Here is a 25,767-nt window from a genome sequence, read left to right as displayed (position 1 = left end):
GACTACATACGCATCTCATCCATTCCGGACGCCGACACAGCTCTCCGGAAGATCGACGGATGGATTGAAGACTATARTGAAATCCATCCACACTCAGCGCTCAAAATGGCCTCCCCAAGGGAGTTCATCAAAGCATTGTCTCAATAGCTAAGCTGTCCGGCGAAATGGCGGGCACTCCAGTTTCCGCAAGGCATGCAGAGGCCCGTCAATAAGCCAGGTCACTCGACAGTCAGAATACTGGGTGGGGTTCCCAACTAAGGCGGGGCAACTAAAACCTTGTGGCACAGATATGTTTCATCGCGAGCAACCTTGAAACATTGAGGCTTGATCTCAATCTTTGAGGCGACGCTGTCTCCAGGACCTGCGGGAATATAGCCAATTTGAAACTCTCGAAGACAGATCGCTTGCGAATTCTGCTGAAGAGCCTCGACCGGGTGCGCTGGCGCGAGGCGCCTCCGAGAGTCGGCTTGAAAACCGCTGTGGAGGCGAGAGATCAAGGCTATATCGACCTCACCGTTGAACCGCAGAAGCGCTACCTATGCCGTTTAACAACCTCTGGCCATACGCTGAAAAGACGCCTCCTTACCATGGACCGAAATCAGGTAGATTTTGATACCCGGCCCCACCAGAAGACGGAAGGTGCCTAACCGGCCGTCGCCATCCCCCCGCAGTGGAGAATCAGATATCGATCGAGATCATTTTTTTGAGAGGTAAATTTGCCTGCATTTCTCGTGACTGCGACAATCCTCGTCGAAGCCGACGATGAGATCCAAGCTTCCAACAAGGCGTTGGCGAAAATCTTAACAGAACCCAACATCGCTTTCGACGTTCAGTCTGACGCGGAAATTCATGTTCGCGTAGTGGTCGAAGGCAACAAGCGCGATGAATTGCTGAAGCAGGCGGGCTTCTTCAAGCCCAGCAACGCAGATCATGCTCCATGACGATAAATGATGAGGACGTTGCAAAGCGACGGCGGATGACCATTGACAAGGCTCTCGGGCGGGCTCGATCACTGGGCATCGAAGTGGATGCCGACCCGCGATTTGGCGAACTTTTAGAGAGTTGGGCCAACGGCAAAATCACCATGTAGCAAGCACGCGACGCGTATCTGGATCACATCCTGGAGCGGGATCAAGCAAAAGCCGATTGGCGTGCTCTTGGAATTGCGTCGTCCATGGCTAAGGCCAAGGCCGCCTTGATCAGAAAAGCGGACTGAATGTTAAGTCATGCGACTTGCGATCCTAACATCAGGTGGGAAGCCCACTTGAGGAAGACGAAGCGTACTTTCTTGAAACTGATCATCGCAACGCTGCTGTGCCTTGGGCGGCTACCTGCATGGGCCGGCGATCAACCGCCAATCGTCTATCCTTCGGACTACTACTTCGGCCCGGTAGCTTCCCAACAGTTAGGTGAGATGTTCGGCTTTGTATACACTCAGCGTAGGATGGTTGAACACCTGATCAAACTCGTGCCGTCCAGAGCAACCGAGCTGGAAGCTGGCCTTGAGGATTTTGATAGGAGCTTCGAGTGGCCAGAAGCACGACTACGGCAAATTGTTGCGTCGGCCGAGAGGAACGCTGAGGCCGAGCGCTTCATGGCACCCATCATCGAGCAAGCGCTGAAAGCTTTTGACGGTGCAACGCCTGATATCGCGAACAAGTATGCTGAGTATTTGCATCGCGAGGCTCGTGGAGAGGTCGAGCCCGAAGACACGCTAAAAGGACTTTATTGGCTCAAGTTCGGATCCAGGCCCAAAGCCGAGCTGTCGGAAGGTCGCACAGCAGAATTCCGCTCGGGCTTTCGGCAATACGCCGGAAAGGCGTTCTCGATGTCGGTTCCATTTTCGTGGAAGAAATCGCTCGGGACAGGGAGGGGGCTTACCCAACAGTGGACTAGTCAAAACGGCTCTGGAGATATGACCCTGCTCGTTCAGATACGCGCTCCTTCCCCACTGACGAGCAATCCAAGCGCGGAGATCCAGAAGCTGCTTTCGAGCAAAAGTTACAAAGACTTGATCCCATCGGATGCAACGCTCTTACAACGCAAGCAGGCCACTATCGATGGGGTTCCCAGCCTGCTAGTTGACTCGATCTCACCTGAAGCAACCGATAAGTCTGTCGACTATATGCGTGCTTACGTCATCCTCCCGCCCAAGGCTCACATCTTCTTCGGGTGCAGACTTAATGCATCTTCGCGAGATTTTGCCCGGGCTGAGAAACGATATGGTTTGTTGAAGGAAGTGTGTGATGAGGTGGCAAATTCGATAAGGATAGAGCACTCGTCTAACTAATGGGGCTCCGAATTGCTATCGAGACAAAGCACGGGCGACCTACATCCGAACTTTGTTGTCTAATCGGGATTTCAGCTGTTCATAATCGTCATCAGCTTCCACTGCCCAGCAGTTGGTCGCTGTACATCCTACGATCCATGCAATGGCAAGGGCAAATCCACGACCGCGCAATCGAGTTGTATTGATCGCGTTCAAGTGTTGCCCTCAAAGGGCCTATCAGACCTTGGGGTCGGCAATTACGGGATGGCCGCAGTTACGCAATACAGGCGGCCACCCCGTTTAAAGGAAACGTAACCCCAGCAACGCTCCCTTTTTCCCGATAGCGAGATAGTTAGCAAGAGCTAATGCAGGCGGGCTAGTGCACGTGTGCAACACCTTTACAATAGAAGTATCCGCCGGTCCCAAGCGGGGCCGATCCCTGCAAATTGGTACTATCTGGTGCAAAGAAGCTACAGGGCAGAGCGGGAATTCTCACATAATGTGAGGCCTAGCCGGGATCGAATCCTAGATATACTTACTACTCGATCCAGCAAGCGGCTAGCGAGCAGACCCTATGCTTTCCAACTCAACCGCGCACATCTCGATAACGGCGAGGTATTCGGCATCCAGGCTTTGTCGGAAACGTTCTTTGGTCTGAGGGAATTTGGTCCCGTCGATTTCAGCGGCAAGTCGCTTCATCGAGGAGATTCTGGCATTTAATCTGGATTGCATTTCTGCGGACATCAGCGGCTCCAAGGTCTTGAACCGAGTTTGGTGAGGCCCGCCGAAGCGCCGACGGACCCCAAGACTTGGTCTGGGGAGGCCAAGCCGGTTGGCGATCCGCTGGAGGTGGATGCCAGGCGCTGGAGTATGCCCGATGAGACGGACCAGCAATTCGTCAATTGGGGCTAGCCCTGTGGAGAACTCGCTGCCTTTGTCGGATCCGTCGTTGCTCCGGCAATATGTAAGCGCATCATGTGCCAGTGTTTCCACGGCGAGGCAGAAGGCCGGACTTTATGCGGGTAGCCTTATCGATCGAGGGCGGAGGAGGCGGCGCCGCAAGCCTTCCGTGTGCCTCATCTAACGAACAAAGACTTTGCATGGCTGCCGAGCGGTCATTGTCACTGAGTTGCTCCACGGGAGAACCATCGAGAGAATGTCGCGTGGCACCCACGCGAGCCGAGGCCAGATAATATCGTCTCGAATGCACATAGGCGGACGTCGCTTTCCGCAATGCCGAAATCGAAACGCCATCGTTGCCTATAGCTTTGAACTCGTCGAACAGGCCGATGGCGAACGGCAGAACTTCGTCATCAGGCCGTTGACGCAGCACATCGGCGGGACCGCTGATCAGTTCAAGGATCGCTCTCGCTCTCTGGACCTCGAGAGGTGTGGCCAAAACACGATTTTGATTTGATTCAGTCAAATCCGGCGCTCTCTACGCTCAGCGTCAGGCAGGAAAACGTTGAAGATCAAGAACGGGTTGAGCGACAGGGCAGCCATCGCAACGGTTGTCGCTACACCCATCTTCATCGGGGTGAGCCAAAGGGCTTCGACCGAGATAGCCCCCCTCGACGTGACGTTGTCGCGCTGCTCAAGAGGCGCGACCTCGCTCTCCGTTCGACGGTCATCGCTGGTTATCACGCCAACGGGGATTGGAAGGCCGATCGGGTTTTCTGTCGACATACTAAGGTTCCTTTTGGTGAGACCGCTTAACGTCCGAGCTTCCGGCGGGTTCCTCAGCTTGCCTGACCACGGCGACCGGACAATGAGACGTTGGTTTCAAACGTGGCGGTTGCCAAATGGAGCGCTATCGCGCTTGGGTGACTTCCTTTACAGTCCAGCCGCCCGCTGGTCGCTTCCAGCCGTTTCTGAAGGCTCGAAAGTCTGCCTCGCTGGCCGCCTTTCGCTTAGCGTCCTGCATTCCGGTAGCCCAAACGGTTATGCGAAAGCGTCCTACGGTGAAGACGTATCGATCGAGATCGGCCTGCTTCCCAGTGGTATACCCCTGCTGGAATGATATCTTCGCAACGGCCTCGTCGGCTTGTTCACGAAAAATCTTTGGCTGGGTGTCCCACCATTTTCGGAAAGCCACGTCAGACCGTGTTGCACGAGGCGCATTGGTGCGATCAAGCATCGCCTCTCTCCCGATCAAACCGAGGCCGCCAGCCCCTCGTCATCCCGTGGCTCATTGCACCTTCGGCCAAAGCCAGCTGCATTCTGAGGTGCTTGATATCCGCCAATAGTGTGGAGACGGTGGCACGGGCATCGTCGTCATGGAAGGCGAGAGCAGCCTCCACCTCATATTCCAAGTCATGGCATGTAGACGGACGTTCAGCTCTCACTGTCTTGCTCCCGGAATGCGCGATAGAAAGCTTCGACGATCTGATCCGACCGTCCGTCGTATGCGAAAGCGATCGGTCTCTTTATCGGGCGATCCGTGTTGCCCTTGTCGAAGTAGCCCCAAGCTTTACTGGTTGCGAGATCGACTGCGACATCGAAGTTTCCACGTGGACACGCGGTCGCAGCGTCGAAAACCTGACAGGTCTGGATCAAGAGCTGAGTTCGATCAGGCACCATCAGCAGCACAGCGGTCAGAAGGGGATGAACTTCGGCGAGTGTTGAGATCGACGAGGGTGTCCAATAGAGCGTTCTGGCTTTTCGCGGGCGTGCAAAGTCACCCAGTGCGGTTCGCATGGCTGAACTCCGTCTCTTGGAATTTCTTGTGTTCTTATTTTGTTCTATTTTGACAGGGAGTCAACATATTGGTTGTTCGTTGTCCGGGGAGCGAAAATGGAGCAGAAGAATTGTTTTCAGGAGGTCCCCAAACGATGCCTTTCCGGCACTTCCGATGCCTTCGGATCATGTAGACTCAATAAAGGAGGTTCGCCTTTGACAGCTCCACATTGAACGAAATTCCAAAGTAGTTGGTTCGCCCTCGTGGTAGTCGGCCGGAACATGAGCCCTGTTCGTGACGTCTTCGGTCAGCTCGCGATCTTTGCAATTTTGCTCAACGTTGGCCCACGATTTCGAATTCTGCCATATTAGCTCCGCCCGTCAGCCATGCGTGCCGGCCGTCAGGAGAGAACGCGTATGAGAGACTCCCCCATCCCGGCATCCCAACCTTCTGTAGGACCGCTCCGTCTGACATCGAGATCAATGCAATATAGTTGCGATCGCCGGGGTAGGTGATCAAGGCGTATCTGCCGTCTGGACTGATCGCTGGCGTCTTGTCATTGGAGAACACGGCGGCGGTCCCGGTCACCGTCCAAATGAGCTGTCCGGTCTCTATATTGCGGAGTTCGGCGATCGCCCCTGTCTGCGCTGTCGGTGGAGGGCAGGGATTATGAAACTCGCAAACCCACCCGGTAGCGGTCAACTTTCGCGTTATCAAGACCCTGGCTCCCTCTGGGTCGAGAGCAACTTTGGCGCCGCGAGCTTCATTGTGTATAGGCAACTTTCGGGGGCGTTTCCCTCGATCCCACAGAAACCAGATGTCAGGACTCCACGTGCTCAAAACCCGTTCGCTCCCGCGGCGGGATGCATACGCGGCGACTTCCTGCAAACCTTTGTTTCCCGACAAACCGAGTGTCGAGCTGATCGCACTGGTCTGGAGAATCCGGCCCGATCCTACGTCGAGCAGCGCAATCGTTGGTGTAAGATCGTCGCGCCTGGGCTTGAAATACGCACCGCGCGTACCGAAGGTCGCGAACGCCAGCCCAGAACTCCCAATCCAATAGAGTTGGTCAAGCGGGCCGTTCGGGTGCGAGATAGCAGGGAAGGCCTTTTCGTCGCCATCCTCGTTGAAGAGATAGCGCTGCATCGATCCGAGAGCGAAGCCATGGCTATCGATTGTCTGCTTGATGCCAAGGACTGCTTTCGAGTCCTTGAGCCATTTGAATGGGACGGTCGCATGCAACCCCAAGGCTACCCGCCCCACAAACACGTGGCCGAGACTTGGTGGATCGACGCCGCCTACCCATAATCCCTTCAGCGCATGATAAGACAGAGCTTTCTTTCCGTCAGGGGAAATCGTCACGGGGTAGCCGCGGTCAGGGATCGAGAGGCAACTGAGCGAATCGAGTACCATTGGTCCCACGGGTTTAGGGGTAAGGAGGGCCAACGTCGTTTCCCAACCTTCTTCACAGCCTATCAACTTTGGTGCAAGCTGTCCGTTGGATGCTGCCGCCCGTGCTTGGACAGATAAACAGATGTTGCCGATCATAAAGAACGCGGCAAGGCTTTTCAGACGTTTCGACATTCGCGCCCCCTCTCCGGTTCAAGACTGATCGAAGAATTGCGCTGAAATTGTAATGGCCGATTAAGTACTGCTGAATCGTCTTAATCGAGCCAAGGATACCTAAAACATCTATCGCTTCAGTTTGCGATCGGATAGTACGATGACTTTTCGACTTTCACTCGCGGTTAAAGGTATTTTAGGCGACTTTCGTTCCCCAGCGCCCACCCTGCGGCGGCCGCCAACTGCGGTCTCGTTACCCGGGCGGTCAGGGCAAAAGCTATCTCACCTCTACGCCGAACGCGGTAAGGACCTCTGTAGTAATTGTCCCGGTAACCTTGAGATTATTGTCTCTCTGCATTTGAGAAAGTGCGGCACGCGTGTCTTCGTCTACGATGCCGGTCAGCGAACCTGCATAGTAGCCGTAGGCCGTTAAGCCAGACTGAACCAGTATCACAATCTGCTTGAACTTCGCCGAGTTGCCGGGAAGCACTTTAGCTGGCGCGACAGTATTCGGCACCGGAGGGGCCGGGTTCGTCACAGCTGGCGCGGTATAGGTTGGAGCGGTGTAAGTTGGTGCCGTATAAAGCGGTGTGGGCGCGGGGGCAGCCGGCGGATCATATGACGGTGTGGAGTAACTCGTGCGCGGCAGGTATCCTCCGCCGCTGCTCGATCTGTGACTGGAATGAGAGCTGTGGGAGCTGTGACTAGAATGAGAACGGTGTCCGGCCAGCGAGTAGATGTGACGTAGCTTCAGCCGTTCAAGCACCGACTGTGGATCGAGCTTCTTGGTCACACCTGATATGGGCATGGCATCGGCTTTTACGGGAAGAAAGCCGGCCGCCACTAGTGATGGGATGAGGAATATCCGTCTTTTCATGTGGGTCCCAATCCCTTGAATCCTTTGTTGTGGTCATACCATTCAAAAAAACCTCCGCAGCGCGGCCGGCTTGAACAGCCAGAGCAAAAGGTTTCGAACTTGTTTTTCCAGTCGGAGATCGCTGCTGGTGCGTGGCCGCGATAGGCTTCCGGAATCGAACAAAGCGGAAAATTGTAGAGCTGGACCGGGACGCCCTTCGTCGATGCAATGTTGATCGCTCTTGCGATTGCTTCGAAGTCAATCGATGTGTCCTTGAAAATCCGGCTCCAGTTCATGCGGCCGAAGCCAATGCTTTCCAATTGCATGATCGCCCAGCGCTCCATGAAGGGCAGGGTGGTTCCGACGAACGAGGCGAGCTCCGGCATTAATCCGTAATTCTGCTCGAGGACGACCGTCCGAAGCTCGATCGACGAGCCTGCACGGAAGAGAATGCTGAACGTTTCAAGCAGCCTTTCAAAAGCACCCGTCTTCTTCACGATCGTGTCGTGAAGAACGGCGTCCGCGGCGTAGAGCGGTATCCCCCAAAGCACTTTGTTCGTTCCGATCTCTTTCAAGAGCGGAACATCCTCCTCATCGAAGTGCTGGCCATTTGTCAGGATGTGGAAGGTGAGGTCGGGTCGCTCTGTGGTCGCCTTGGCCAGCATCTCAAGCAATTGACGCTTGTGCAGAAGGGGCTCTCCGCCCGAGATGCCGATATACGCCAAGTGCGGTGCCAGCGAGGCGGCGATCGTCAGATCCCGGAAAAGATCGACATGATGCTTCTTCGGCGGTTGGGAGCACATCACGCAGAGCTGATCGCATTGCTCGGTCACCAGCAGCGTGTTGTGTCGAGAGTCAGCCCGGATGAGCCGTCGAGCGCTATCCTGGCCGGGGAAGATCATTATGACGTCGTCGGCGAGGGTCACGCCTTTGGGCGCGTCGACCTCGAGTGAGAACCCTTGGAAATCGTATTCTCTACGATCGCCGTCGATGCCCACGAGCATCGCATCGTGCGGACCAGGTGCATCGCATGTCTCGCGAAGGCGCACGACGAGGGGCTCAACGACCGGAAAAGGCTGAACAGGGATACGAAGCTGTATCATGAGTGCACCCGAAGAAGCTCGGGTTCAAGCCGTTCGAGGCCTGCCCATAAGGCTAGCGACTTCTGCACCTTCTCATCCGGGGAGTAGATCAGCTCGAAAACTAGATCGAATATCCCAAGATGCCTTTTACAGAAGTCCGTTTCGTGACGCGGACTATCGATACGGCCATATCGAGAGAGGTCGTCAATAAGGTCGACACCGCAGAAAGCCTGGTACGGACAGTGGACGCAATCCGGATCAAATGTGTTGAGCGCCTCCGCATTCAATGCGTCCGCCACAGATCGGTCGATGCCTTCGTACACGCTTCCCATTCGCAGATCAATCTGGCCAAGCCTCCCCATCATGCGTGCTTCATCGGTCGGATAGAAAGATCCATCGTGATCAACGACCAGGTAGCTCGTACCGACTGCGTTTGGGTTGCGGAGATCAACATGCCCGTCGTGGCCGCTTAGCAGTACCCGGCGAAGACAGTGGGAGAAATAGAACTCCTCCATAGGTGTAGGGGAGATAGCGTTGTGATCAATGAGCGCCAGGATGAACCGTTTGACGTAGTCATTCCACGTCGCGCTAACGTCGCGGGTGCGGAACCTTTTGCGGGCGAATCCCTGATGGTTCACGGGTCTGAGATAAAGTGAGTTAAGTCCATGAGAGGCGTACGTAGCTATAACGCTCTCAGGATCCGGCAGAGCGTCTATGTCGAAGGTTGGCAACGCGGAGACACGCCCGGGAAAGCGTTCGTTGGCGTGATCAAGGTTTGCCAAGAAGCGCGACGTGACGTTCGCGGACCCCGTGCGGTTTCGTTCGTGTAAGCCAATGGTCGGGTCGAGAGAAGTGCTAATGAACGTGTCGGCGCTGGAGAGGAAATCCCACGCATCCTCCGAAACATCCTGCAGGTTTGTACATACCACGAATTCTGCGTTCTCGAACCGCTGGCGGGCGAAGCCGCGAATTACCTTGAGGACATCGAGGCGCAGGAGCGGCTCACCGCCTTGAAATTCGATCTTGAGCTTCTGCGTAGGGAGGTCGCTTAGCCATTGGATAACAGCCTGCAGTGTATGGGCATCCCAATCATGACCCGGCGTGTTCTCGTTGACGCGGCTGACCTGGCAATAAGAACACGCAAGGTTGCATCGAAGCGTCGGGATAAGGATGACGTAGTCGAGCGCCGTCGGCATGTGGAGCCTTCGTGCCCATCTGTAGCCGAAGGCTTGAAAGCGCAGATCGCCCAGTCGGCCGAAACCATGACCATTCCTCCCAAGGAATTCCTCGTCGCCAGCGGTGAGGCTCCCTTCAGCGTATCGCTCGAGAAATGCAGGCGGCGCCTGGAAAAAACTACCGGCGTCATCACAGAAGAGAAAGTTGCCTGACTGAGTTGGTCGAAACTTCAATGGCATAACGTTCATCGAAGCAGGCTCTCCAGCATACTTCTGCGAATAGCCTCATTCTCACGATAGATTTTTTGCCGATAAAGCGTGTGCTGGAACGCTGCCAGCATTTCAGGGCTCCCTTGGTCTATCGATAAAACACCATCTTTAACGGCCACTTGCACGTCAGGATGCAGATACGAAAAACGCACAAGCGCTTCTTCAGGATACGGCGCAAAGGTCGGTGGGACGTCTACAATCATCTAGCTTTCCTCTGATGGTGCAAATCAGATCCCGGCAACTATAGCGCTACTCAGCGACGCCGTGGAAGCAACCGCTTAGGTTGTTGATGACTTTTTTTGAACATTTCGACGACAACCAACAATTCACCGAGTTTTAGGCAGTACGGCTATTGGCGGTTGAGGCGTCATGTGTATGCTTGCCGGAGACAGGACGACAAATGGTGCAAATTTGCGCTTCGGTGAAAGCCTCATACTTATCTTCGTAGCGGGTTCCTGCGGCCTGCTTGCCTCGCATGCGCGAGCCGAAATCAAGCCAGTGCCGCTGGTCCAGCAAACTCTGTCCGGACTTGGGTTCGACGCGGGGGCAGCTGACGGGATCTGGGGTCAGAAGTCGATTGCTGCTTTGAAGGCTTTCCAACGCTCAAAGGGGCTAAATCCCAGTGGGGTCATAGATCCTACATCTCTTCACGAGCTATTCCCGGCATCGTCACCGCCCGCGGCTACCGCGTCAGAAGCGCCGCCGGCGCTCCCGGCAGTGGGGCAAACGGCTACGCCTCCGTCGACGGTCACGAAGCCAACGCAAGAGCAGCCAAGGATGAGTAGCTGGTCGGTCGATCCAAGTCTTTCGAGTCAACGCGGGACGGATGGGGACGGATCCGGCGTCGCGAAATTTTTCTGGATCCTCATTGTCTTGGTTGCCATCGCGGCGTTTGGCGCCAGATCGAAGAAAAGGCCGGCCTCTGGTAAAGTGCGTCGGCGTCGGTAATCCCAGAGAGGACACTCGACGCTGCGACCAATCATTGCAAGTCGATTTCCAGCCGCTTGAGCAACGCTTAGGCCGGACTGGCTCTAAGCTGCAGAAGCTCAAAGCAGGCGGGACGCCGAGCATTCCTCAAAATGAGATCTTATTGTCGTGTTCCGGCTTCCTTCCTCATCACACGATCGATAAGACCGCCAGCGATCTGGTGCACATCGTCGTTCGTCAATAGGAGGAAGCTCATGCGAGAATCGAAGTATGATTTCAGCTTCCGAGAAAGCGCGTCTATCTCTAACGCCCTGAAGCCACCGGCTAGCTGTTCAATCTCGGCATTGATCGCTGCGGCAACTCTGTAATCGACGTCTCGTTCAGGCCACCTCCTTGTCAGCTCGCAGTCCTCTGCGACGCTAACGACCTTGAGGGTCGGCGAAAGGATCAGTGGAAACGGTACCAATCCCTCGATCTCGAACCAATGTTCAGCGACCTCCCAATGCACTTCTAGATCCGTTAAACGCGAGACGAGTTCACTCGCTTCGGTCAAGGAGCCCATTTTGATGATACCGGTCGCCTCGACATTTAGGTCGACGGTGTAGATTGGCAGCTTTCCTTCGCCAAACCAATCAGTTGAGTGAGGAAGGACAGTTGATTTCTTGCTCTCGTCGTTCGATGACATCAACCGATAAACCTCGGGGAGACTGATTTCGCTTAGATCTGACCCGACATCAGGTTTGAAAAGCATCATCGCCGTCGCAAAACTGAATTCGGGAAAAAAGAGGACGCCATAAGGGGCGGCGGAAAACCAGCGTTTGTCACGCGCGTCGATGGTGCGGCAAAGAACCTGATCTAATTTTGATTGAGCCTCAGAGGCTAAAGTTGCTTGAATATAAACAGTGGCGGCCATTTTGAGCGGCAGGGAGAAATATGCCATTACGTATTCTCGTATTCGGGAAGAAAATGGTCAGGGGAATTCTGGGTGCTGTCAACTGGTTTATGACTGCTGCGTTGGTTCCATAGGGCTGCTCGGCGCCGTAGCAGGTCAAGCTTGCTGACTTTGGAAGCGCCTAGCTTGCGACGGGCGCAGCCGTTTTTCAATGTGAGGATCGCCCGGCCGTTCCCTTGGCTGACGCACGGAAATAACTGCAAACCGGTCTAATGGATCCAGCGACAGTTTCGATTGGTGGCCCGCTTGTCAGAGTGGGTGGCGTTCCAGCATCCGGCGTTGGAACGATGGCTTCATGCCGCCGAAAAAGAAGGGGTTACCGTGCCTTCTCTGAATAATTTTCGTTGCAAGGAGCGGGCCACGGTCGTCTACATAAATGCTGGCGCGTAGGGACGGACATTAGTCCGAACGATGAGGTGGTTTAAGGGGAATAGGCTGGCACGAGCCAACCATCATAAGAATGGCGAGCCATTTGAGTGGCCATTGTTCTCAACGTATATGGTCATGACAGTGGATCATGCCCTGAAACAAGCTACGTTGGTGGGGAGCTTTTTGTTGGAAGCGATCGTTGGACTTCGCTCCTGTGAAGCACCCCACGCGATGCCAGTTCGCCGATCGGAGAATATCTGAATATGAGCCAACTAACCGACGACTTTTTTATGACTGGCAACGTTATCAGCCGGTCATCGCTTCCGTGCCAAGCCAAGAGCTCTCTGTTTCAGCGATATCAGCGTCAAGCTCCCGTCGTTCGATTTCGGCAATTTCATGGTTGATCCGTCCGGACTTGAGCAAACCGGCCACGCAGTGCTTCCACACGCTTAAGAAACCGTCTCCTTGCGGGCCCAATCGGCCACGAGTGATCATAAAGTCTCCGCTAGTCATTGAGACAATTGCGCACTGCATGATCATCATTGCCGCGAGGTCAGGAAGCGTCCAGTTGAGTTCACGGCAATAGCGTTCTGCGATCAGCGGATTTTGCCGAGCGCTCCACATTGCGGTCTCTACGCAAATGCGCACAGCGCTGGCATCGTAATCAGAGTGAACCTGAAATGTGTTTAGATGAAGCTAGTACATCGATCAATTGCGAATTTGGATCAAGGGCGTCGAGCTTATCAAAGAGATGTTCAAGGGGCATCGCTATCTCGTCTTTAGAGTTAGCGCGTATTTGCGAACACTTACCACGTTCTTCAAGAGCGCCCGAAAAACGGAATGAAGGTGCTCGTGCATCATTGAGGATTAGGAAGCGGCGTACTACGGCCCTCTCGCTGATGAGTCGGAGCGACGCTGCTTGCCTTAACGCTCAGCCAAGATCTCCGTCATCCCAAAGTACAACGTTCACCTCAGGTTCCCGAGGCAAGCGCTGAACTGCCCTATCGAACGTGACAGGCTCTCTTGTCTGTCTATAACCTGCGTCGCGTACCACTTGATAAACCAAAAGTTCGGCTAAACCCGCCCGTTCGTCGTGAAGCAGGCCAATCAACCAACCGAGGGTGTCGCCACTGGCGAAGCAGTGAGTGTATCCCGGATAGCACCAGTCATCGCCCTGCATCCACGCTTCAAGCGGGGCGGGTACGATTTCGATCCCTGATTTTGAGACCCGCATCGACCAGTCATCAATAGGGAGGTTTGCGCCGTCCGGAAACTCTTTTGTCAGGGTTTGAATAATTTGCTTTATTTCGCCGTACGCGGCGTCGTGAATATGATCGAGGGCACGATGAAGGTAGTCTGAAGTCTGCCAGAATACTTCTGGGCTAGCTGCATTCGATAAGAGCATTGCGAAGTCACAGGTTGCGTCCCTGAAATGAGACTGCGGATCTGTTTGTTTGTAAATCTCCAAAATCGGTCTAGTACCTCGCGTACAGTTTCGGCTTTGTCGAACGTTCAGTGAAATTTTCGTTGCGCTGACCGGTCTGGCCCCACCTTGCCATTCGGAATAAGGCCTGAGGGTATTATCGCACTCAGCGGCCTCTCAACGCTTCATTCAGAAGATCTGCCAATCGGGTGGAGGCAAGAACAGCTTGCTTATCAGACACGTGACGCGCATTTTGCTCGCAGTCTCTGGTCAATTCCGGCCTTTCCGTCTTCAGCACCGGATCCTCTTAGGCGTAAGTCTTGGCCAGCTCGAAGCTTTCCTTCGCCAAGATAGCTGGATCAGAAATTGTCGCCTTGTCGATTGGGGCGGGAGGAATCTTGGCTACTGAGACGGCAACACCGTCGACGTCAGAAACGGTGAAAAAAGCGCCGAAAACTGTCGAATATGCGCCGAGCTCAACATCCAATAGGCGTGAAGGTTCGCCGCGACGCCATTGGCGGGCAAGACAGTGATCTCGTTGCCACCGCGGTCGCCTGTGTCCGGCTCATGCTTGTCCTGATGAATCTTTATGAATCTGCCGTCAAACAGCGTGACGGAGTGCAGAGGCTGAAAGATGTTGCCGATCAGGTTGAGAAGCCATACGAGATCATACGACCGAATGTCGTCAGACTTCCCAGTGGTTTTCAGACAGCCAGATCACGATGAAGGAAGCAGGTGAAGCGTATCTGGATCATATCCAGGAGAGGGACCAGGTACGCGCCGACTGGCGTTCTCTTTCCATTAGCTCGTCAATCGCCAAGGCCAGAGCCGCTCTCTTCAAGGGGGCACGGCGAGAGTTGAGCCCTGCACATCTTGTCTGTCAAATGTTCATGTGATTGTTGGACGCTAGCGAAGGGCGTCTTTACATAACGTTCTCGTTGCGGACGGCGAAACTTCGTGCCGTCAACCAACCTGCCAACTGTAGCCTCTCCCTTCAAAAGGCGTTGCGATCCGAAGCAGGAAATATTGCGCTCTCCGGCCATAGAGAACCCACGGCCCGCGACCAAGAGCGTTTAAACGATGGCTTGCGGCCAACGGGGGCAACTGTCCTGGCCATTAGATCGTCCCGTGGCTTCGGTTCGCACCATCACGGGAACGGCAATCGAGCTGCGTCATCTGTCAGCCTCAGTGCGGATTGCTGCTTCCTTCGCATTTTGGATGAGCAGGCAACGAACCTTCGCTGGAAGCGAAGCAGAGAGGTGGAACTGCGCTGTTTCGGCGGCGTTTGGGTCTTGTTCTACAAAGGAGACCACAATGGCCAAGCGACCGCCGCACGCTCGAAACGAAACCAAGATCGAAGAGGTTGGCATCCCCGCCCAGTCCTCGATCAGTCCCGAGACGGACGAAGCCACGATTGAACGCGTCCGGTCCCGCGCATACGAGATCTGGGAAGCCGAAGGCAGCCTTGATGGTAGTCACGAGGATCACTGGCGGCAGGCAGAGCACGAAATAATGCACGAAAATGACCTCTTGGACGGAGACGACGTGCCGAATCTTGGCGCAGTGCGCGAGGCCGCTCGCCAGCATACAGACGCATTCGTGGTTGCAAGCGACCTCGAAGATGCAGATGAACGCGAAGCCGCTCCGGGTGTGCGGGAGCAGCCTTGAGTTGGCTGCCGGCTCAGAGCCGACGCCGAGCGCCGATAACGCTGTGGCCAACGGGCAGGCCGTCGAGCGCCTCACCTGTCCGCTGTGGTTCAAGCCCTTGGGAACCAAGCAGCTAAGTGGACGTTGCCGTCATGCAATCTGAGTAAAGGATAAAATAAATAGGGGGGCACTTCTATCATGGCTCTGCCACGAAATCGAATAGAACCGGTGCATAACCGTGCTCCGCTATGTATGCGACAATCCGCCAAAGCTCGTCAAATTGCTGGTTTTCAAAGTTAGCCTTGCATCGAAGCGCTCTCTTTCCCAATTACACGCCTAATCAGCGCCGTCAATTTTTGCGGTGATGAAGCAGACGCGATTGGCTCGGCAAAGCCTTCGCGAAGTTCCTTTTGAATTTACCCGCATCGGCTTTAGCAGCTCTCTAAGGCCAACCAAGAGGGGATTATCTGATTGAAGCTGTCATCCCGTCCAGGGCAGGGGGGCATCACAATTAACTACTATGCGCCAACAGCGGACATTCGCTTTTGGCAGCAAACGTCCAATACGGGGCCGTTATCTGAATGACCGTTACCGGCGCGGAATTCGAGAAAACTGAGACCCAACGTCAGACGGGCACTAAGTCCACGCGACGATTCGCACAGGTTCAATCGAATACCGGGGTAAAAGTGCAAACCAGCGAAGAGTCGTCTTTTGTGAGCTTTATTTGGTGGACTTGCTAGGTTTGAGGGATGGTGTATTCCCTGGTGTGCTTTTGTTATCACGGCGGCGCTGATCCGGTTTCCCTGTGGATTTCGCTATCGGCTTTGGTCCTGGTTTTAGTGCCATGAATGCTCTCCTTTTTTGATTCAAGAAAATAAGCTCGCGTGCCTTATGCGGGGACTCAGGACACAGCAATACTATGCAACAGTCCACACTAGTTCTGACGGAAGTCAAGGCCCGGTGTGTCTTCATACAGTGGCAACACTCCACGAAAATCGGCAGGCCAGGCCAGGCCGAAGGCACTTGGCCTCACTGTCCCTGTCAGCGTTGGCGCGTGCGAACCACGGCTTTCAGAGTGGTTAAAGAAACGCATGAACGGACGATTTCGAGGCGCTAGCTCCACTGAGTGGTTCTCACTTCAGATGTGCTAAACGCTCGTTTGCATGCTGGAAGTGAGAAGAGAAACACCTCGCCGCGCTTTGGCAGAATGGCCGAGGTAGAGTGAATCTGGTACGAGCGACCTGCACTCATCCAAGTTCGGAACGCGCGAAACCCCCAAAGCATGGAAGCTTTGATAGGCATGCCCAGAGATATTCCCGCCTAACGAGAATTTCTAGTCGATGAAGAGCCGGAACTCACTGATTACATTGTGAAAGGGTCGACACACGGTTTGCCACCCATGCGGCCTCCGTGCCAACGCGTCGGTAAACTAGATCGTTGAACGCTTCATTCGCCAAGGCCAGCGATCGGTAGCGATTAACTAATCGCTCCGTCTAACGTAGAGGAGCCAGTGCTAGCTCGCATTTGTTTCGTTCAGTCAAATGCGGCGCGGCAATGCTTCGTAACCGTCTTCTGGACCATTAACGGAGAAAAACTGGGAGAGCGGCTATAGGATCTTCAACGTCATCAAAGAGAATTAAGCTGTAACCCAAATCTGCAGCGTACTCAAAAATCTGCCAGAGCTCCTTAAACCGACGGTGCCCGAAATTCGCATGAGCGTCTTCATCGACGTGAAGGATCCAGCCGCAGTCACCAAATGGTCCACCCACAACCGGCCAGTCAGTATGAATTTTCGTTGAAAGAAAGCGCCGAGTAGAGGGTCTCAAGTGAGCGGTACTCAAGCAAATCAGTTTTCGCAAAAGATTGGTCCTGACACGGTGGATCATCGTCGCTCCGGCGAAAGCTGCCGTCAAGTAAGGAGTGAAGGCACTCGTCATCCAATGCAAATCATCGTCTGTGTAAGTCCGTTGACAGCCTCCCTGTCTCAGACAACCATACTTACATCCCAACAGAGTTTGCACATTGCTTCACTTCTCAGCCCAGCTCGAACTCGACGCCAGCATCTACATTCAAGCTCGTTCCCTTCCCGAAGCGCGGTCCAAACTGGATGCGGTTCTCAATAAGAGCATTGACACGTGCGACATGCATTGGTTTAGCAACGGCCCATTCGGGTCACAATATCTTCCTGAATTGAGTTTTGGCACACACTTGCGAGTGCGCCATCAGCAGATCGACGAGAGCATCGACGAGGTCAAGAGCGATGATCTTTCGCATTTAGTGAAGCCGTGCGACGAGACTCGAAGCGGCGCGTTCTTCCCAAGTCGCAAGCGGAATCGCTGGAAGCCGCGCGGGTTTTCATCGGGCATTTAAAGGACAAGCGGCTGAACCGTTACGACGACGACCGAATTTTCTGGGATGGAGCTTTTTGGGGACCGTCTCAAGTTGTTCTGTCGCCGAATATGCATGTCGCAAGGATTTCCAAACCTATTGTCGCGGGTCAAGATGACGTGAGGGTGTTGTATATGGGAGATCCAATGTCGAGCGCGTCGAGTGTGGGGTTTGGTTCCACCGCAAAAGAGCGGGAAATGCACACGATAGCCGCCGGCCTGCGGGGATGTCTTCGTCATGTCGGGCAAGGATTTGAAGACATGACCGACAGTGACGTTTACAATATTGCGTCTATCTTGGTGGATGAATACAGAAACCTCAGGCGTCAGGTGCCGGTGACTGCGATCCAGGGGATCGTTTAGGGCCCTTGATAATAAAGAGTTGCTCCAGCGATCTCGAAGAGCTGACGGGACCACCGTAAGACTATTTCCAGGTGTGACGATTACGACCGAAAGCGTCATCGGCCAGCGACGGTTGCGATGAAACGAACCGGCCCTCTACTCATTAAGGCAGTTGACAACTAATTCCGAGAACGTGTCCCAAAGCGCACACAGATGCTCGCCAGTGGGAGCAAGGTTTGCCGAATGAACATACTTGTTGAGAGTGTCAACAGACACGATGGCGTCCATCGCACGCGCCTTTCTAACGACTTCCATGTAACGCTTGTCGACCTTCCCGCGAGTATTGAGATGTTCCGCGCATGCTACCAGCTTCTTCACGAGGGCGTCGTTCTCAACCGCCGTCGCCAGCTTCGTCTGCTTGATATAGTTGTCGACCGACAGTTCAAGCAGCACACGGCACAACACCGCAATCGCATTCGGGTGTTCGTTCAGGTCCAGCTTGAACTGAAGTTCTTCCCAGATAGATCTTTGACGCTGGAGGCGACCGCTCCACGCAATTCCGTAGTCGTGGTGAAGAATAAGCCTAGTTCGTCTTGGCGGTTTAGAAGAGCGAGGAGTTGCCAAGGAAACCGCGTCGACTGTTGAGGAGTTCATTGACGAGACAGTTGCGGAGGCTTCTGCTTTAACAGCTTTGGCCGATTTCACCTGTCCCGATATTGGCAAGTCCGCCGCGGTAGGCAGCACGCCTTCCTGGTCAAGTTCATTGAGGTACTCTGATTTTTTGTCGACATCCCACACGTCATCGAGTGTCTTTCGTCTGCGAGCAAGGTCGTCCGCAATGCGAGCAAGAGCCTTTAAAGATGCTTCTTCTCTTCTAATAAATTCGAATCGCCCCTTCGCCGTCGAAATCCCAACACGGTTTCTGAACGCTTCACCAGACAGAAGACGGTTCAAGTTACTGCGAGGAATGCGCCCTTTCTCGGGGAGAAGGCCAGCGTTTCCAAGTCTCACTTCTATCTCGTCCGCGACGTTTAGCTTGCCGCCTTTGCCGGTTCGATTGACGAATATTTCTTTCTGCCGGTCGTCCCACCTACTTTGGCCGACGCCGCCTCGGCTCCCGGTGTGACGCCGATAGAGTATTTCGTCGATCTCGTCTCGGTCGGTTTCGACGCGACACATAATTCGATCTGGGAACGTCCCCACCCAACTTGAGCGTAGCTTGGTAAAGAAGTCTCGCAATTCTGAATTTGGCGATCGCTTCGGATCGGAAAGCAGTTTTAGGCAGGTGGTCCGGCGATTGCCGTCGTAGACGATAAAGCGAGATCCATTCTGGTAGACAAGCGGAGGTTCATAGAGCCCCTTAGAGCGAACGATATCCTCGGCAAGCTTGCGCATTTGCCCAAGATGATTTGAAAACAGCCAACCGATCGCTGCTGTTTCGTTTTCGAGCTCACCGTGTCGGTCATTTGCACGGTTAACTAGCATGTCGCTAAGTGGTATCGTACGGTAACTCATAGCTCCTCACCCATAAGTGTTTGAACTTCAACATGATAGCGACATGGATGCAACTGCCGTTATGCTTGTCCAAATCTCCAATCCTTGATTGTGCACTAGATTTTTGATGGTAGCTCGGACGAAGTTTGAGAGCTGTGGGAAATATCGTTGTCGGATTGCTACCTTTAACCCCGGAATCCACAGAAAAAAGCGGCCGAGCGCGAGAACTGCACCAGAAAGACATTCAAAAATTTCGTAAAATCGGGTCTAGTATTGTCACTTGAGTGAGAACTGGAGAGCCCGATGGCGGACGCTGCACACGGAATTCGAATTAAGTATGGACTAAGCAACTCCCCGTCGCTCTCACAGGTTCAAGAATGGGCACGCCTAACCCGCGAATTTGTAAGGCAGGGGCTGTCGCCCGAGGCTGCTGGCCACGCCGCCGCGAAGCATCTCTTCAGAGATTACCGCATGAACGTGTATGCCTCAGAGGCAGACACAATCGAGATGTTGTTGAGAGAAGTAGGTAAGTAATGGCAGCTCAAGACCTTTGGACGCTGCTAATGACCCCGGGAGCGACCGTCCCTGTTTCAGCAGCAACGTTTGCGATCGGGGGTATATTGGGATTTCTCGCTCGTACGCTTACGACCACGCCAAACGAGCGTTATCAACAGCGCCAACGCCTTTATGAAAATGGCCGACGCCATAAGGAAGAGCGTGCCAAACGTTACTCAGAATACACTGCCGCACTACAAATCTATGCAACGAAGAAGAAATCTGGAGAGCAATTGACTCTGGACGATTTTCAAAAGGTCGCGACAACAGGAGACCTCTATTATAATGAATTGAAGATGAGCGCCGATGCAATATTGGCGAGGTCAGTTGATGACCGCTCGCGCGAAACGCTTGTCACAGATGCGGCGGAAGCGATCCAGAAGACACTCCCGTTGCATTACGAAACACTGCAAAAAATCGCAAAGCAAATTGGATGTGCATATAACGGCGAACTGAAGCGTCAAAACTATGAAGCTGTTTATCAGGTTGTAGAAAAGTATGCGCCAAGCTCGGTAATGCCCGTGATTGCGAGCGGCACTAAACACCATTAAACAGCTAAGCTTTCGGCACTGACCTCTCAATTCACAAGGCTAGTAAAAAACTTGGGGCCAAAAGAGCGGCGACCTTACGGGGACGCTTCAACAGCGGCTGTGGAGCTTTTCTGGTAGGCTATGTTGAGGCCGACTGCCGTGATTATTAAAGGTCGCCGTTTCCTTGCGAGCGCAGGTGCGCCGTGCAATCGACACCCAAGCTCTATAGCATCTCTATCAGACGGACTGCAGTCTTAAACGCAAGCGCGGTAGCGTGCTGCTGTATCGCGGCTTTGTGCTGCTCGTTCGAACGCGGCTTGATATCTGTCTCTTCCGCAAGCGATGGAATATTTTTCCGGACCGCTTCAACTTGTTGCTCTGAAACTTCTGAAACGCCGAAATCCGCAACTGCCTTCACAAAGCCGAAAATTACGTTCTTTCCATCGTGCTGTTGATCAGTACTGGCCTCGAAAATCGCGTAACCCTCCATTTCCATGCCGACGATTTCGCCTTTGTCATAATCAACGATCTCACTAAAGAGGGCTTCATTCACGTCCTCGATGGTTCCACCCGTGGTAACAACTCGTTTGTTGTTTCGAACCTTGATGCCCAACTCTTTGCCGACCTGCCCTGCAAACGTTGCCGAAACGCTGCCAAACTTCTCATGCATTGAGCGGCTCGTCTTCGTCCATTTCGGCTTCCCCTGTTCTGTGCCGACAGTGGTACCGTCGTAAATTACGGTGGGGATGACAACATCAAACAAACTGACACGACCAGGTATGCCGCCCATCATGCCAACGAGGATAATGATCCGCGGATCGCTGTCGCTGCAAATGCGTTTCAGGAGATTGGTTTGGGGAGCCTTCCCATCATTTGAGGCAGACGCGAGACCGAAACGAATAACATCGTCTCCTGCAGAATTTGGCACTTCACAGCGATATCCTGCTTGATTTTTAGTTAGGGCTTTGTCGGGAACAGCTTTCCCGCCCATCGAAATGACTGCATCCCGAATGAACTCGATTTCTTTCGAGGCGCCGGTCGTAATGAAAATATCGAGTGGTGCGGTATCCATGTCGCTGGCCCTTGAATTAATTTCATGTTTTATCATCCATTTCGCCCCTGCTTGATGTGCTGCCGTAGCGTTGGCGACGAATGGGAGGTGTTTCTGCTTTTCGAGAAACCGGAGTGCATCGAGGTCTCGGTTATGTTTTGTCATCTAATGCTCGTGCAACGGGATGCCGAAATCGTAGTAACTATGCTCGATGAACTCGTTTTTCGGCGTTTTGGGGCCGACTACCACCGGGCAAATCACCGATCGAATATCCCAGTCGAGTAGCTGACACAGTTTGCGAAGTTGGAACAGTGTGTCGCCCCCACCAGAAAATTCGTCGATAAGGACGACTTTTACCGGCTTGCTGCCAAGATTTATTGTACTAAGGCGCTCAGTACCGGCTACCCGCTCAAGGACGTCTATATGTTTCTGTAGCTCGTCGGTTGAAGCACGCCGGCGCAAATCAGCAATGTTCTTCGAGCTTTCTGCAAGGTGGAGGATGCCCCGATCGACCTTAATCGATCTCTTGCGCGTTAGCGTGCACACATACTCAACTAGCTTCGTCGCAATTCGATCACCCGGATGGACAAAAAAGAACGTGCCCTCTGTTGAGTTCGAACCATTGCTCCGCGCCAGAGATGCTGAAATCTTCCCCGCCAGTAGCGGTCCGTGCATTTCAACGAAGGCATCCATGTCTGGAACCCAGTCGAAGCCAACCCTGCTACCAGGTACATCCACCTCTGGCATGATACCGCTTTCAAGAAGCAAGGACCACATTTCATCAGATCGAAATTTCTCGTGTAGCGCTATTTCACCGATAGGATGTGGCTTAACATTGGATTTTTTCCAAAAGCTTTCAAGCAACTCGTCTTCACGGCTGTCTTGCCCGATTTCAACCATTATTTCAACTGATCCAGGATTCAGGTCGAACGTTTTGGAGTAATGATGTTCTGTACTTTTTACGTTATTTTCTAAGGAGATCAGCGACCAAAGTTTGGCACCGCTCTTTATACCTAGAGCCTTGTCAGTCAACAGCTTTCGGGCAGATGTGCCCGACCGGATGACCGAAAAGAGAACTGCGTCGAAACCCGATGTCGGCGGCGTAGCAATTCCTTCGCGAGTGAAAAAGAAGCTTACATTTGATCGCAATTGGCTGGTAGCGTTGTAGACAGCTTCCCCAAACCAGTAGCTGTTTTTATCATCCACCAAGATATTAACCGGGGACTCATCAGGAAACCATTCGGCTAACCGTTCGAGAATTAACTCGGTAATCTCACCAACGCAATTTCGACCATCAAACATCGAAACTGTTGTTCCACCAACCGGAGCGGCATAAAAGCCCCGATGGCGGATCAGCTTTTGAACGAGATTTTTCTTATTTGATGTTCGAGTTAGTTCACACCACTGAATAATCATTGTTGCAACTTTGCTCGTTCGTTGCCCGTCACCGTCGGCATTAAAGATCGAGCCACAGTCTGCGAAAACTATGATGCCGCCGTGTTTTACGCATTGCGTCTCGAGGATATTAAAAAATACATCGTCATCGAGATATTGGCGCTGCATTAAGATCACGACTTTAGTCGCTGGCTTGCGAAGCCCAAAGGCGGTCACTGCTTCTGCGAGAGCCGAAGCAACCTTTGGTGAGACGACTTCATCGAATGTCGGTCCGCCAACGTCTATAAAAATGTCATGACCGAGAGCGGCGTGCCCTTCTGCTTTTGCTACGACCTCTTGCGATAGGCCGTTAAAGGAAGCGGTTTCCGGATTCGCGATACTGATAGGATCGCAATACTCAATGGGTTCGCTGAAGGCACTCGGCAAGCAATAATTCCGAAGCCGTTGAATCACTAGTTCGGCATTCTGATCAATGTCCGGAGCCTGCGATCGCATTCGCAGTGGAATTACGTAGGTCATAATTTGGGAACCTTCAGGTCCACAGATAACATATTGCCGTAAAATGTCGGTACGTTCATCGGAAGCTTGAAGATTTTAGCACTGAAAACATGTGGCGCCTGATGAGCGTATCGCGCTTTCGCTTTGGAGAGTTGCATAAAGTGACGGCCGCTTCGAAGGGATACTTTGCCGTTCATATTCATGCATACTGTCGTTGAAAGCACGAATAACCCCATGCCCCTTCGGTTGCTTTCTTCAAGTCGTTCGTCTTCATTCGTCAAGCTGCTCGTCGACACACCCGCAAAAACAGTTGAAAGCAATCGAAGGTGCTCAGGCGTGTCGGCGTTAATTTCTATGTCTGATTCAACAACCTCGGTGAGGTCTCTTTCTAGCGGCGATGGCTTTTCGGGTGCCGTCGATAGATCGCGATAGCTTACGAGGTATGCACTACGATTGTAGGGTTTAACTTCACCGCGGAGAGTGACGCCATCCTCGAGCGCTCGGTTCATCACCGCGGAGAATGGCTTTCCATTATCCCAAACAGTGAGCGAAAACGCGCCACCGTACTCTTCATCACTCTCTGGGTTGCGACGTTGGTACAGCCGGGGATGCCATGACGAAGTCTGTATAAGTGAAGCGGCGGGATGTTTCACAGCATTGAAGACTGCTTCAAAGACAACACGGCTGGAAAAGTAGTCGCTCCTTATTCCAAGTCCGCGTTCGACAATGTCCCGGATTTCCTTCGTTCGCCACTGATCCGCTTCAGCAACAGCGATCATGCCTTTGGAATGTGAATTCAGGTGCATGCTGTGAAAACCAAAGAAGTTCTCACTTCTTAATGTGTCTGACCCTGTTTGATACGTGGTCGGCGCAGATCTTTCAAAGAAGGTCTGTTGACGCTCCTGTGCGAGGATACGATCCTCCTCATACAGAAGCTCGACCCACGGCTTGTCAGCTGCCACTTCCAATGCTTCATAGAAACGCCAGAGTTTCCAAAAATCGCGCACCTTACGTCGTGTCGGCAAGATGAGACGGAAATCCCAACGCAGTTTCGCACATTTCCGGACAAAAGCGATAATATAGTGAGAACACGCGATGCTAATAAAGCGAGCATCACTTAGGTCGAAAATGTAAATTCTGTTGCGAAGTTTTTCAAAATTGCCGCTCTTATCTGCGGAAGCTATCTCTTCATCGATAGATTGACCAACAACAGCGATGCCAAGTCGAAGATAGACAACCAAGGCCTCATCAACATCCACAAAAGATGTCGAACTTTTATTCTGAAATTTGTGGTTTGGGCGGAAGTCAGTATTTATCATGTGTTGGTGAGCATACGAAGGAAACCAAGTGCAACATTCCTCTCTGGCGTGCGGAAAGTAAAGGGTCGGGATTAAAAAATCGCAACCGTAAGGGGAACGGTAACGGACTGTCATACCCGGAGGCGCTTTAAGAGCATTTGAATCGTGCGGAGATTTGACGCCTTTGCGTCATTTTGCGTTGGCGAGGATCGACGCGCGGTAATGCGCATCGAGGCCAGTTAGTTGAGGGGTTCGGCCGACACCTGATGGATTGCTTTCAATCTGAAGCTAGGGCGATGACTTTGCATTAAGACCGTGCGCTGAGACGCGCGTCAGACGCCCCAACTACCAAAGAGACGTGAAGCAGGAAAATACATTGATGGCACAGAAAAATGAGCAGACGTGATGTGCGCGGGTGCGTCGTCGTACGCAACAGACAAAATCGCCTAGTGACACCAGTTAACGGATCAAAGTGTCGGAACGGATTAGCGACATTTTTTTAGGGCCAAAATTAGTGAGAGCGACTTCAGCTGCTTGCCCGCGTCACCCTAAAGTACCGGCGTCGATAGGAAGGCGTCATCCGGCAGTGGAACGCCACCAAAAGATCTAGCTCCGCGTCCGCTCGCTGTTCACATTGATGGCTCTTGAAGATTTCGCGGCCCTTACGAGACGCGTGGGCAACCCAACGGCCGTTGATGAGCTCGCGAGCATCGACCCTGCATCCCATCTCAGTAACAAGCGCTTCGGTCAGCTCGCGAAAGGTGCCGCGTCGGTTAAACTCGCGTCGGGATAGTTGGTAAAGGTCCGTGGATCGAAGCTGGGAAAGATAGGTCATGCGCAAATCTTGGGTTGGCGTAGTGTAATGGCCCCATAAATATCCGGACACGATCTCCCACTTAACAAGTGTGCGAGGTAATGTGCCCATTATGACCAGTCACAGTCCTAAGATAGAAGTCCTGTCCGGCCCTGAGCGCCGCCGTCGCTGGTCGACGGCAGAGAAGCTTGCC

The 25,767-nt window shown here is 53.3% G+C and carries 27 protein-coding genes; 7 read left to right on the top strand and 20 right to left on the bottom strand.

What is annotated here, in order from left to right:
• The 3 genes from AC1DJO_RS29275 to AC1DJO_RS29265 form a co-directional block, all read left to right on the top strand.
• On the top strand, positions 1–147 hold a 147-nt coding region (locus AC1DJO_RS29275), incomplete at its 5' end, for an integrase core domain-containing protein (protein ID WP_477974064.1).
• 569 nt (positions 148–716) lie between these two features.
• Positions 717–941, top strand: a complete 225-nt coding sequence (locus AC1DJO_RS29270; RefSeq protein WP_477974061.1) for a hypothetical protein — start codon at positions 717–719, stop codon at positions 939–941.
• Between the two features lie 323 nt (positions 942–1,264).
• Positions 1,265–2,290, top strand: coding sequence for a hypothetical protein (locus tag AC1DJO_RS29265; protein ID WP_477974060.1), 1,026 nt, complete (start codon positions 1,265–1,267; stop codon positions 2,288–2,290).
• Positions 2,291–2,827: 537 nt separating this feature from the next.
• Here the strand turns inward: AC1DJO_RS29265 and AC1DJO_RS29260 are convergent.
• The 11 genes from AC1DJO_RS29260 to AC1DJO_RS29210 all read right to left on the bottom strand — a co-directional run bounded on the left by AC1DJO_RS29260 (position 2,828) and on the right by AC1DJO_RS29210 (position 10,095).
• The gene (locus AC1DJO_RS29260; RefSeq protein ID WP_477974059.1) at positions 2,828–3,013 is read right to left on the bottom strand and encodes a hypothetical protein; all 186 of its coding nucleotides are present in this window, start codon (positions 3,011–3,013) and stop codon (positions 2,828–2,830) included.
• 229 nt (positions 3,014–3,242) lie between these two features.
• The gene (locus AC1DJO_RS29255) at positions 3,243–3,602 is read right to left on the bottom strand and encodes a ProQ/FINO family protein (protein ID WP_477974063.1); all 360 of its coding nucleotides are present in this window, start codon (positions 3,600–3,602) and stop codon (positions 3,243–3,245) included.
• An 89-nt stretch (positions 3,603–3,691) separates the two neighbouring features.
• Entirely contained in the window at positions 3,692–3,955 is a 264-nt protein-coding gene (locus AC1DJO_RS29250; protein WP_477974058.1) for a hypothetical protein, read from the bottom strand.
• 124 nt (positions 3,956–4,079) lie between these two features.
• The gene (locus tag AC1DJO_RS29245; protein WP_477974057.1) at positions 4,080–4,406 is read right to left on the bottom strand and encodes a hypothetical protein; all 327 of its coding nucleotides are present in this window, start codon (positions 4,404–4,406) and stop codon (positions 4,080–4,082) included.
• Positions 4,399–4,614 carry a hypothetical protein gene (locus tag AC1DJO_RS29240; RefSeq protein ID WP_477974056.1) on the bottom strand — a complete coding sequence of 72 codons (216 nt, stop codon included), beginning with the start codon at positions 4,612–4,614 and terminating at the stop codon, positions 4,399–4,401. Before AC1DJO_RS29240 ends, AC1DJO_RS29245 begins: the two co-directional genes overlap by 8 nt.
• Positions 4,604–4,966, bottom strand: a complete 363-nt coding sequence (locus AC1DJO_RS29235; RefSeq protein ID WP_477974055.1) for a hypothetical protein — start codon at positions 4,964–4,966, stop codon at positions 4,604–4,606. The genes AC1DJO_RS29240 and AC1DJO_RS29235 overlap by 11 nt, the downstream gene beginning before the upstream one ends.
• A gap of 313 nt (positions 4,967–5,279) precedes the next feature.
• Entirely contained in the window at positions 5,280–6,530 is a 1,251-nt protein-coding gene (locus AC1DJO_RS29230; RefSeq protein WP_477974054.1) for a WD40 repeat domain-containing protein, read from the bottom strand.
• A 256-nt stretch (positions 6,531–6,786) separates the two neighbouring features.
• The gene (hxsA, locus tag AC1DJO_RS29225) at positions 6,787–7,386 is read right to left on the bottom strand and encodes a His-Xaa-Ser repeat protein HxsA (RefSeq protein ID WP_477974053.1); all 600 of its coding nucleotides are present in this window, start codon (positions 7,384–7,386) and stop codon (positions 6,787–6,789) included.
• Positions 7,383–8,468, bottom strand: a complete 1,086-nt coding sequence (hxsC, locus tag AC1DJO_RS29220; RefSeq protein WP_477974052.1) for a His-Xaa-Ser system radical SAM maturase HxsC — start codon at positions 8,466–8,468, stop codon at positions 7,383–7,385. Before hxsC ends, hxsA begins: the two co-directional genes overlap by 4 nt.
• Positions 8,465–9,871, bottom strand: a complete 1,407-nt coding sequence (gene hxsB, locus AC1DJO_RS29215; RefSeq protein ID WP_477974051.1) for a His-Xaa-Ser system radical SAM maturase HxsB — start codon at positions 9,869–9,871, stop codon at positions 8,465–8,467. The genes hxsC and hxsB overlap by 4 nt, the downstream gene beginning before the upstream one ends.
• Positions 9,868–10,095 (bottom strand): hypothetical protein, encoded by a 228-nt coding sequence (locus AC1DJO_RS29210; protein WP_477974050.1) that lies wholly within the window; start codon positions 10,093–10,095, stop codon positions 9,868–9,870. The genes hxsB and AC1DJO_RS29210 overlap by 4 nt, the downstream gene beginning before the upstream one ends.
• A 166-nt stretch (positions 10,096–10,261) precedes the next feature.
• On the opposite strand from AC1DJO_RS29210, the gene AC1DJO_RS29205 reads away from it, so the two are divergent.
• A complete protein-coding gene (locus AC1DJO_RS29205; protein ID WP_477974049.1) occupies positions 10,262–10,840 on the top strand; it encodes a peptidoglycan-binding domain-containing protein in 579 nt (192 codons plus the stop codon).
• Positions 10,841–10,979: 139 nt separating this feature from the next.
• Here the strand turns inward: AC1DJO_RS29205 and AC1DJO_RS29200 are convergent, their stop codons facing one another.
• From AC1DJO_RS29200 to AC1DJO_RS29185, 4 genes are all read right to left on the bottom strand, one after another.
• Entirely contained in the window at positions 10,980–11,759 is a 780-nt protein-coding gene (locus tag AC1DJO_RS29200; protein ID WP_477974048.1) for a hypothetical protein, read from the bottom strand.
• Positions 11,760–12,446: 687 nt separating this feature from the next.
• On the bottom strand, positions 12,447–12,764 hold the full coding sequence (locus AC1DJO_RS29195; protein WP_477974047.1) for a hypothetical protein: 318 nt from the start codon (positions 12,762–12,764) through the stop codon (positions 12,447–12,449).
• 307 nt (positions 12,765–13,071) lie between these two features.
• Positions 13,072–13,545: a hypothetical protein gene (locus AC1DJO_RS29190; protein WP_477974046.1), complete on the bottom strand. Its 474-nt coding sequence runs from the start codon at positions 13,543–13,545 to the stop codon at positions 13,072–13,074.
• Between the two features lie 420 nt (positions 13,546–13,965).
• Positions 13,966–14,271: a S1/P1 nuclease gene (locus AC1DJO_RS29185; RefSeq protein ID WP_477974062.1), complete on the bottom strand. Its 306-nt coding sequence runs from the start codon at positions 14,269–14,271 to the stop codon at positions 13,966–13,968.
• Between the two features lie 606 nt (positions 14,272–14,877).
• Here AC1DJO_RS29185 and AC1DJO_RS29180 point away from each other — a divergent pair.
• On the top strand, positions 14,878–15,231 hold the full coding sequence (locus AC1DJO_RS29180; RefSeq protein WP_477974045.1) for a DUF2934 domain-containing protein: 354 nt from the start codon (positions 14,878–14,880) through the stop codon (positions 15,229–15,231).
• Positions 15,232–16,790: 1,559 nt separating this feature from the next.
• Here the strand turns inward: AC1DJO_RS29180 and AC1DJO_RS29175 are convergent.
• On the bottom strand, positions 16,791–17,096 hold the full coding sequence (locus tag AC1DJO_RS29175; protein ID WP_477974044.1) for a DUF5983 family protein: 306 nt from the start codon (positions 17,094–17,096) through the stop codon (positions 16,791–16,793).
• Between the two features lie 399 nt (positions 17,097–17,495).
• Here AC1DJO_RS29175 and AC1DJO_RS29170 point away from each other — a divergent pair, with 399 nt between their 5' ends.
• On the top strand, positions 17,496–17,960 hold the full coding sequence (locus AC1DJO_RS29170; RefSeq protein WP_477974043.1) for a hypothetical protein: 465 nt from the start codon (positions 17,496–17,498) through the stop codon (positions 17,958–17,960).
• Between the two features lie 135 nt (positions 17,961–18,095).
• Here the strand turns inward: AC1DJO_RS29170 and AC1DJO_RS29165 are convergent, their stop codons facing one another.
• A complete protein-coding gene (locus AC1DJO_RS29165) occupies positions 18,096–19,454 on the bottom strand; it encodes a hypothetical protein (protein ID WP_477974042.1) in 1,359 nt (452 codons plus the stop codon).
• Between the two features lie 512 nt (positions 19,455–19,966).
• Here AC1DJO_RS29165 and AC1DJO_RS29160 point away from each other — a divergent pair.
• Positions 19,967–20,539, top strand: coding sequence for a hypothetical protein (locus AC1DJO_RS29160; protein WP_477974041.1), 573 nt, complete (start codon positions 19,967–19,969; stop codon positions 20,537–20,539).
• Positions 20,540–20,741: 202 nt separating this feature from the next.
• Here AC1DJO_RS29160 and AC1DJO_RS29155 read toward each other — a convergent pair whose 3' ends face one another.
• The 3 genes from AC1DJO_RS29155 to AC1DJO_RS29145 are packed head-to-tail and all read right to left on the bottom strand — an operon-like array spanning position 20,742 to position 24,721.
• Entirely contained in the window at positions 20,742–21,734 is a 993-nt protein-coding gene (locus AC1DJO_RS29155; protein ID WP_477974040.1) for a hypothetical protein, read from the bottom strand.
• Complete coding sequence (locus AC1DJO_RS29150; protein ID WP_477974039.1) at positions 21,735–23,483, bottom strand: hypothetical protein; 1,749 nt, start codon at positions 23,481–23,483, stop codon at positions 21,735–21,737.
• Positions 23,480–24,721, bottom strand: coding sequence for a hypothetical protein (locus tag AC1DJO_RS29145; protein WP_477974038.1), 1,242 nt, complete (start codon positions 24,719–24,721; stop codon positions 23,480–23,482). The genes AC1DJO_RS29150 and AC1DJO_RS29145 overlap by 4 nt, the downstream gene beginning before the upstream one ends.
• Between the last annotated feature and the right edge of the window lie 1,046 nt (positions 24,722–25,767).

The sequence above is a fragment of the Rhizobium sp. 05N430 genome, assembly GCF_056396985.1.
Note: the sequence above shows the minus strand (reverse complement) of the source record. Positions and strands in the feature narration are given on the sequence as shown.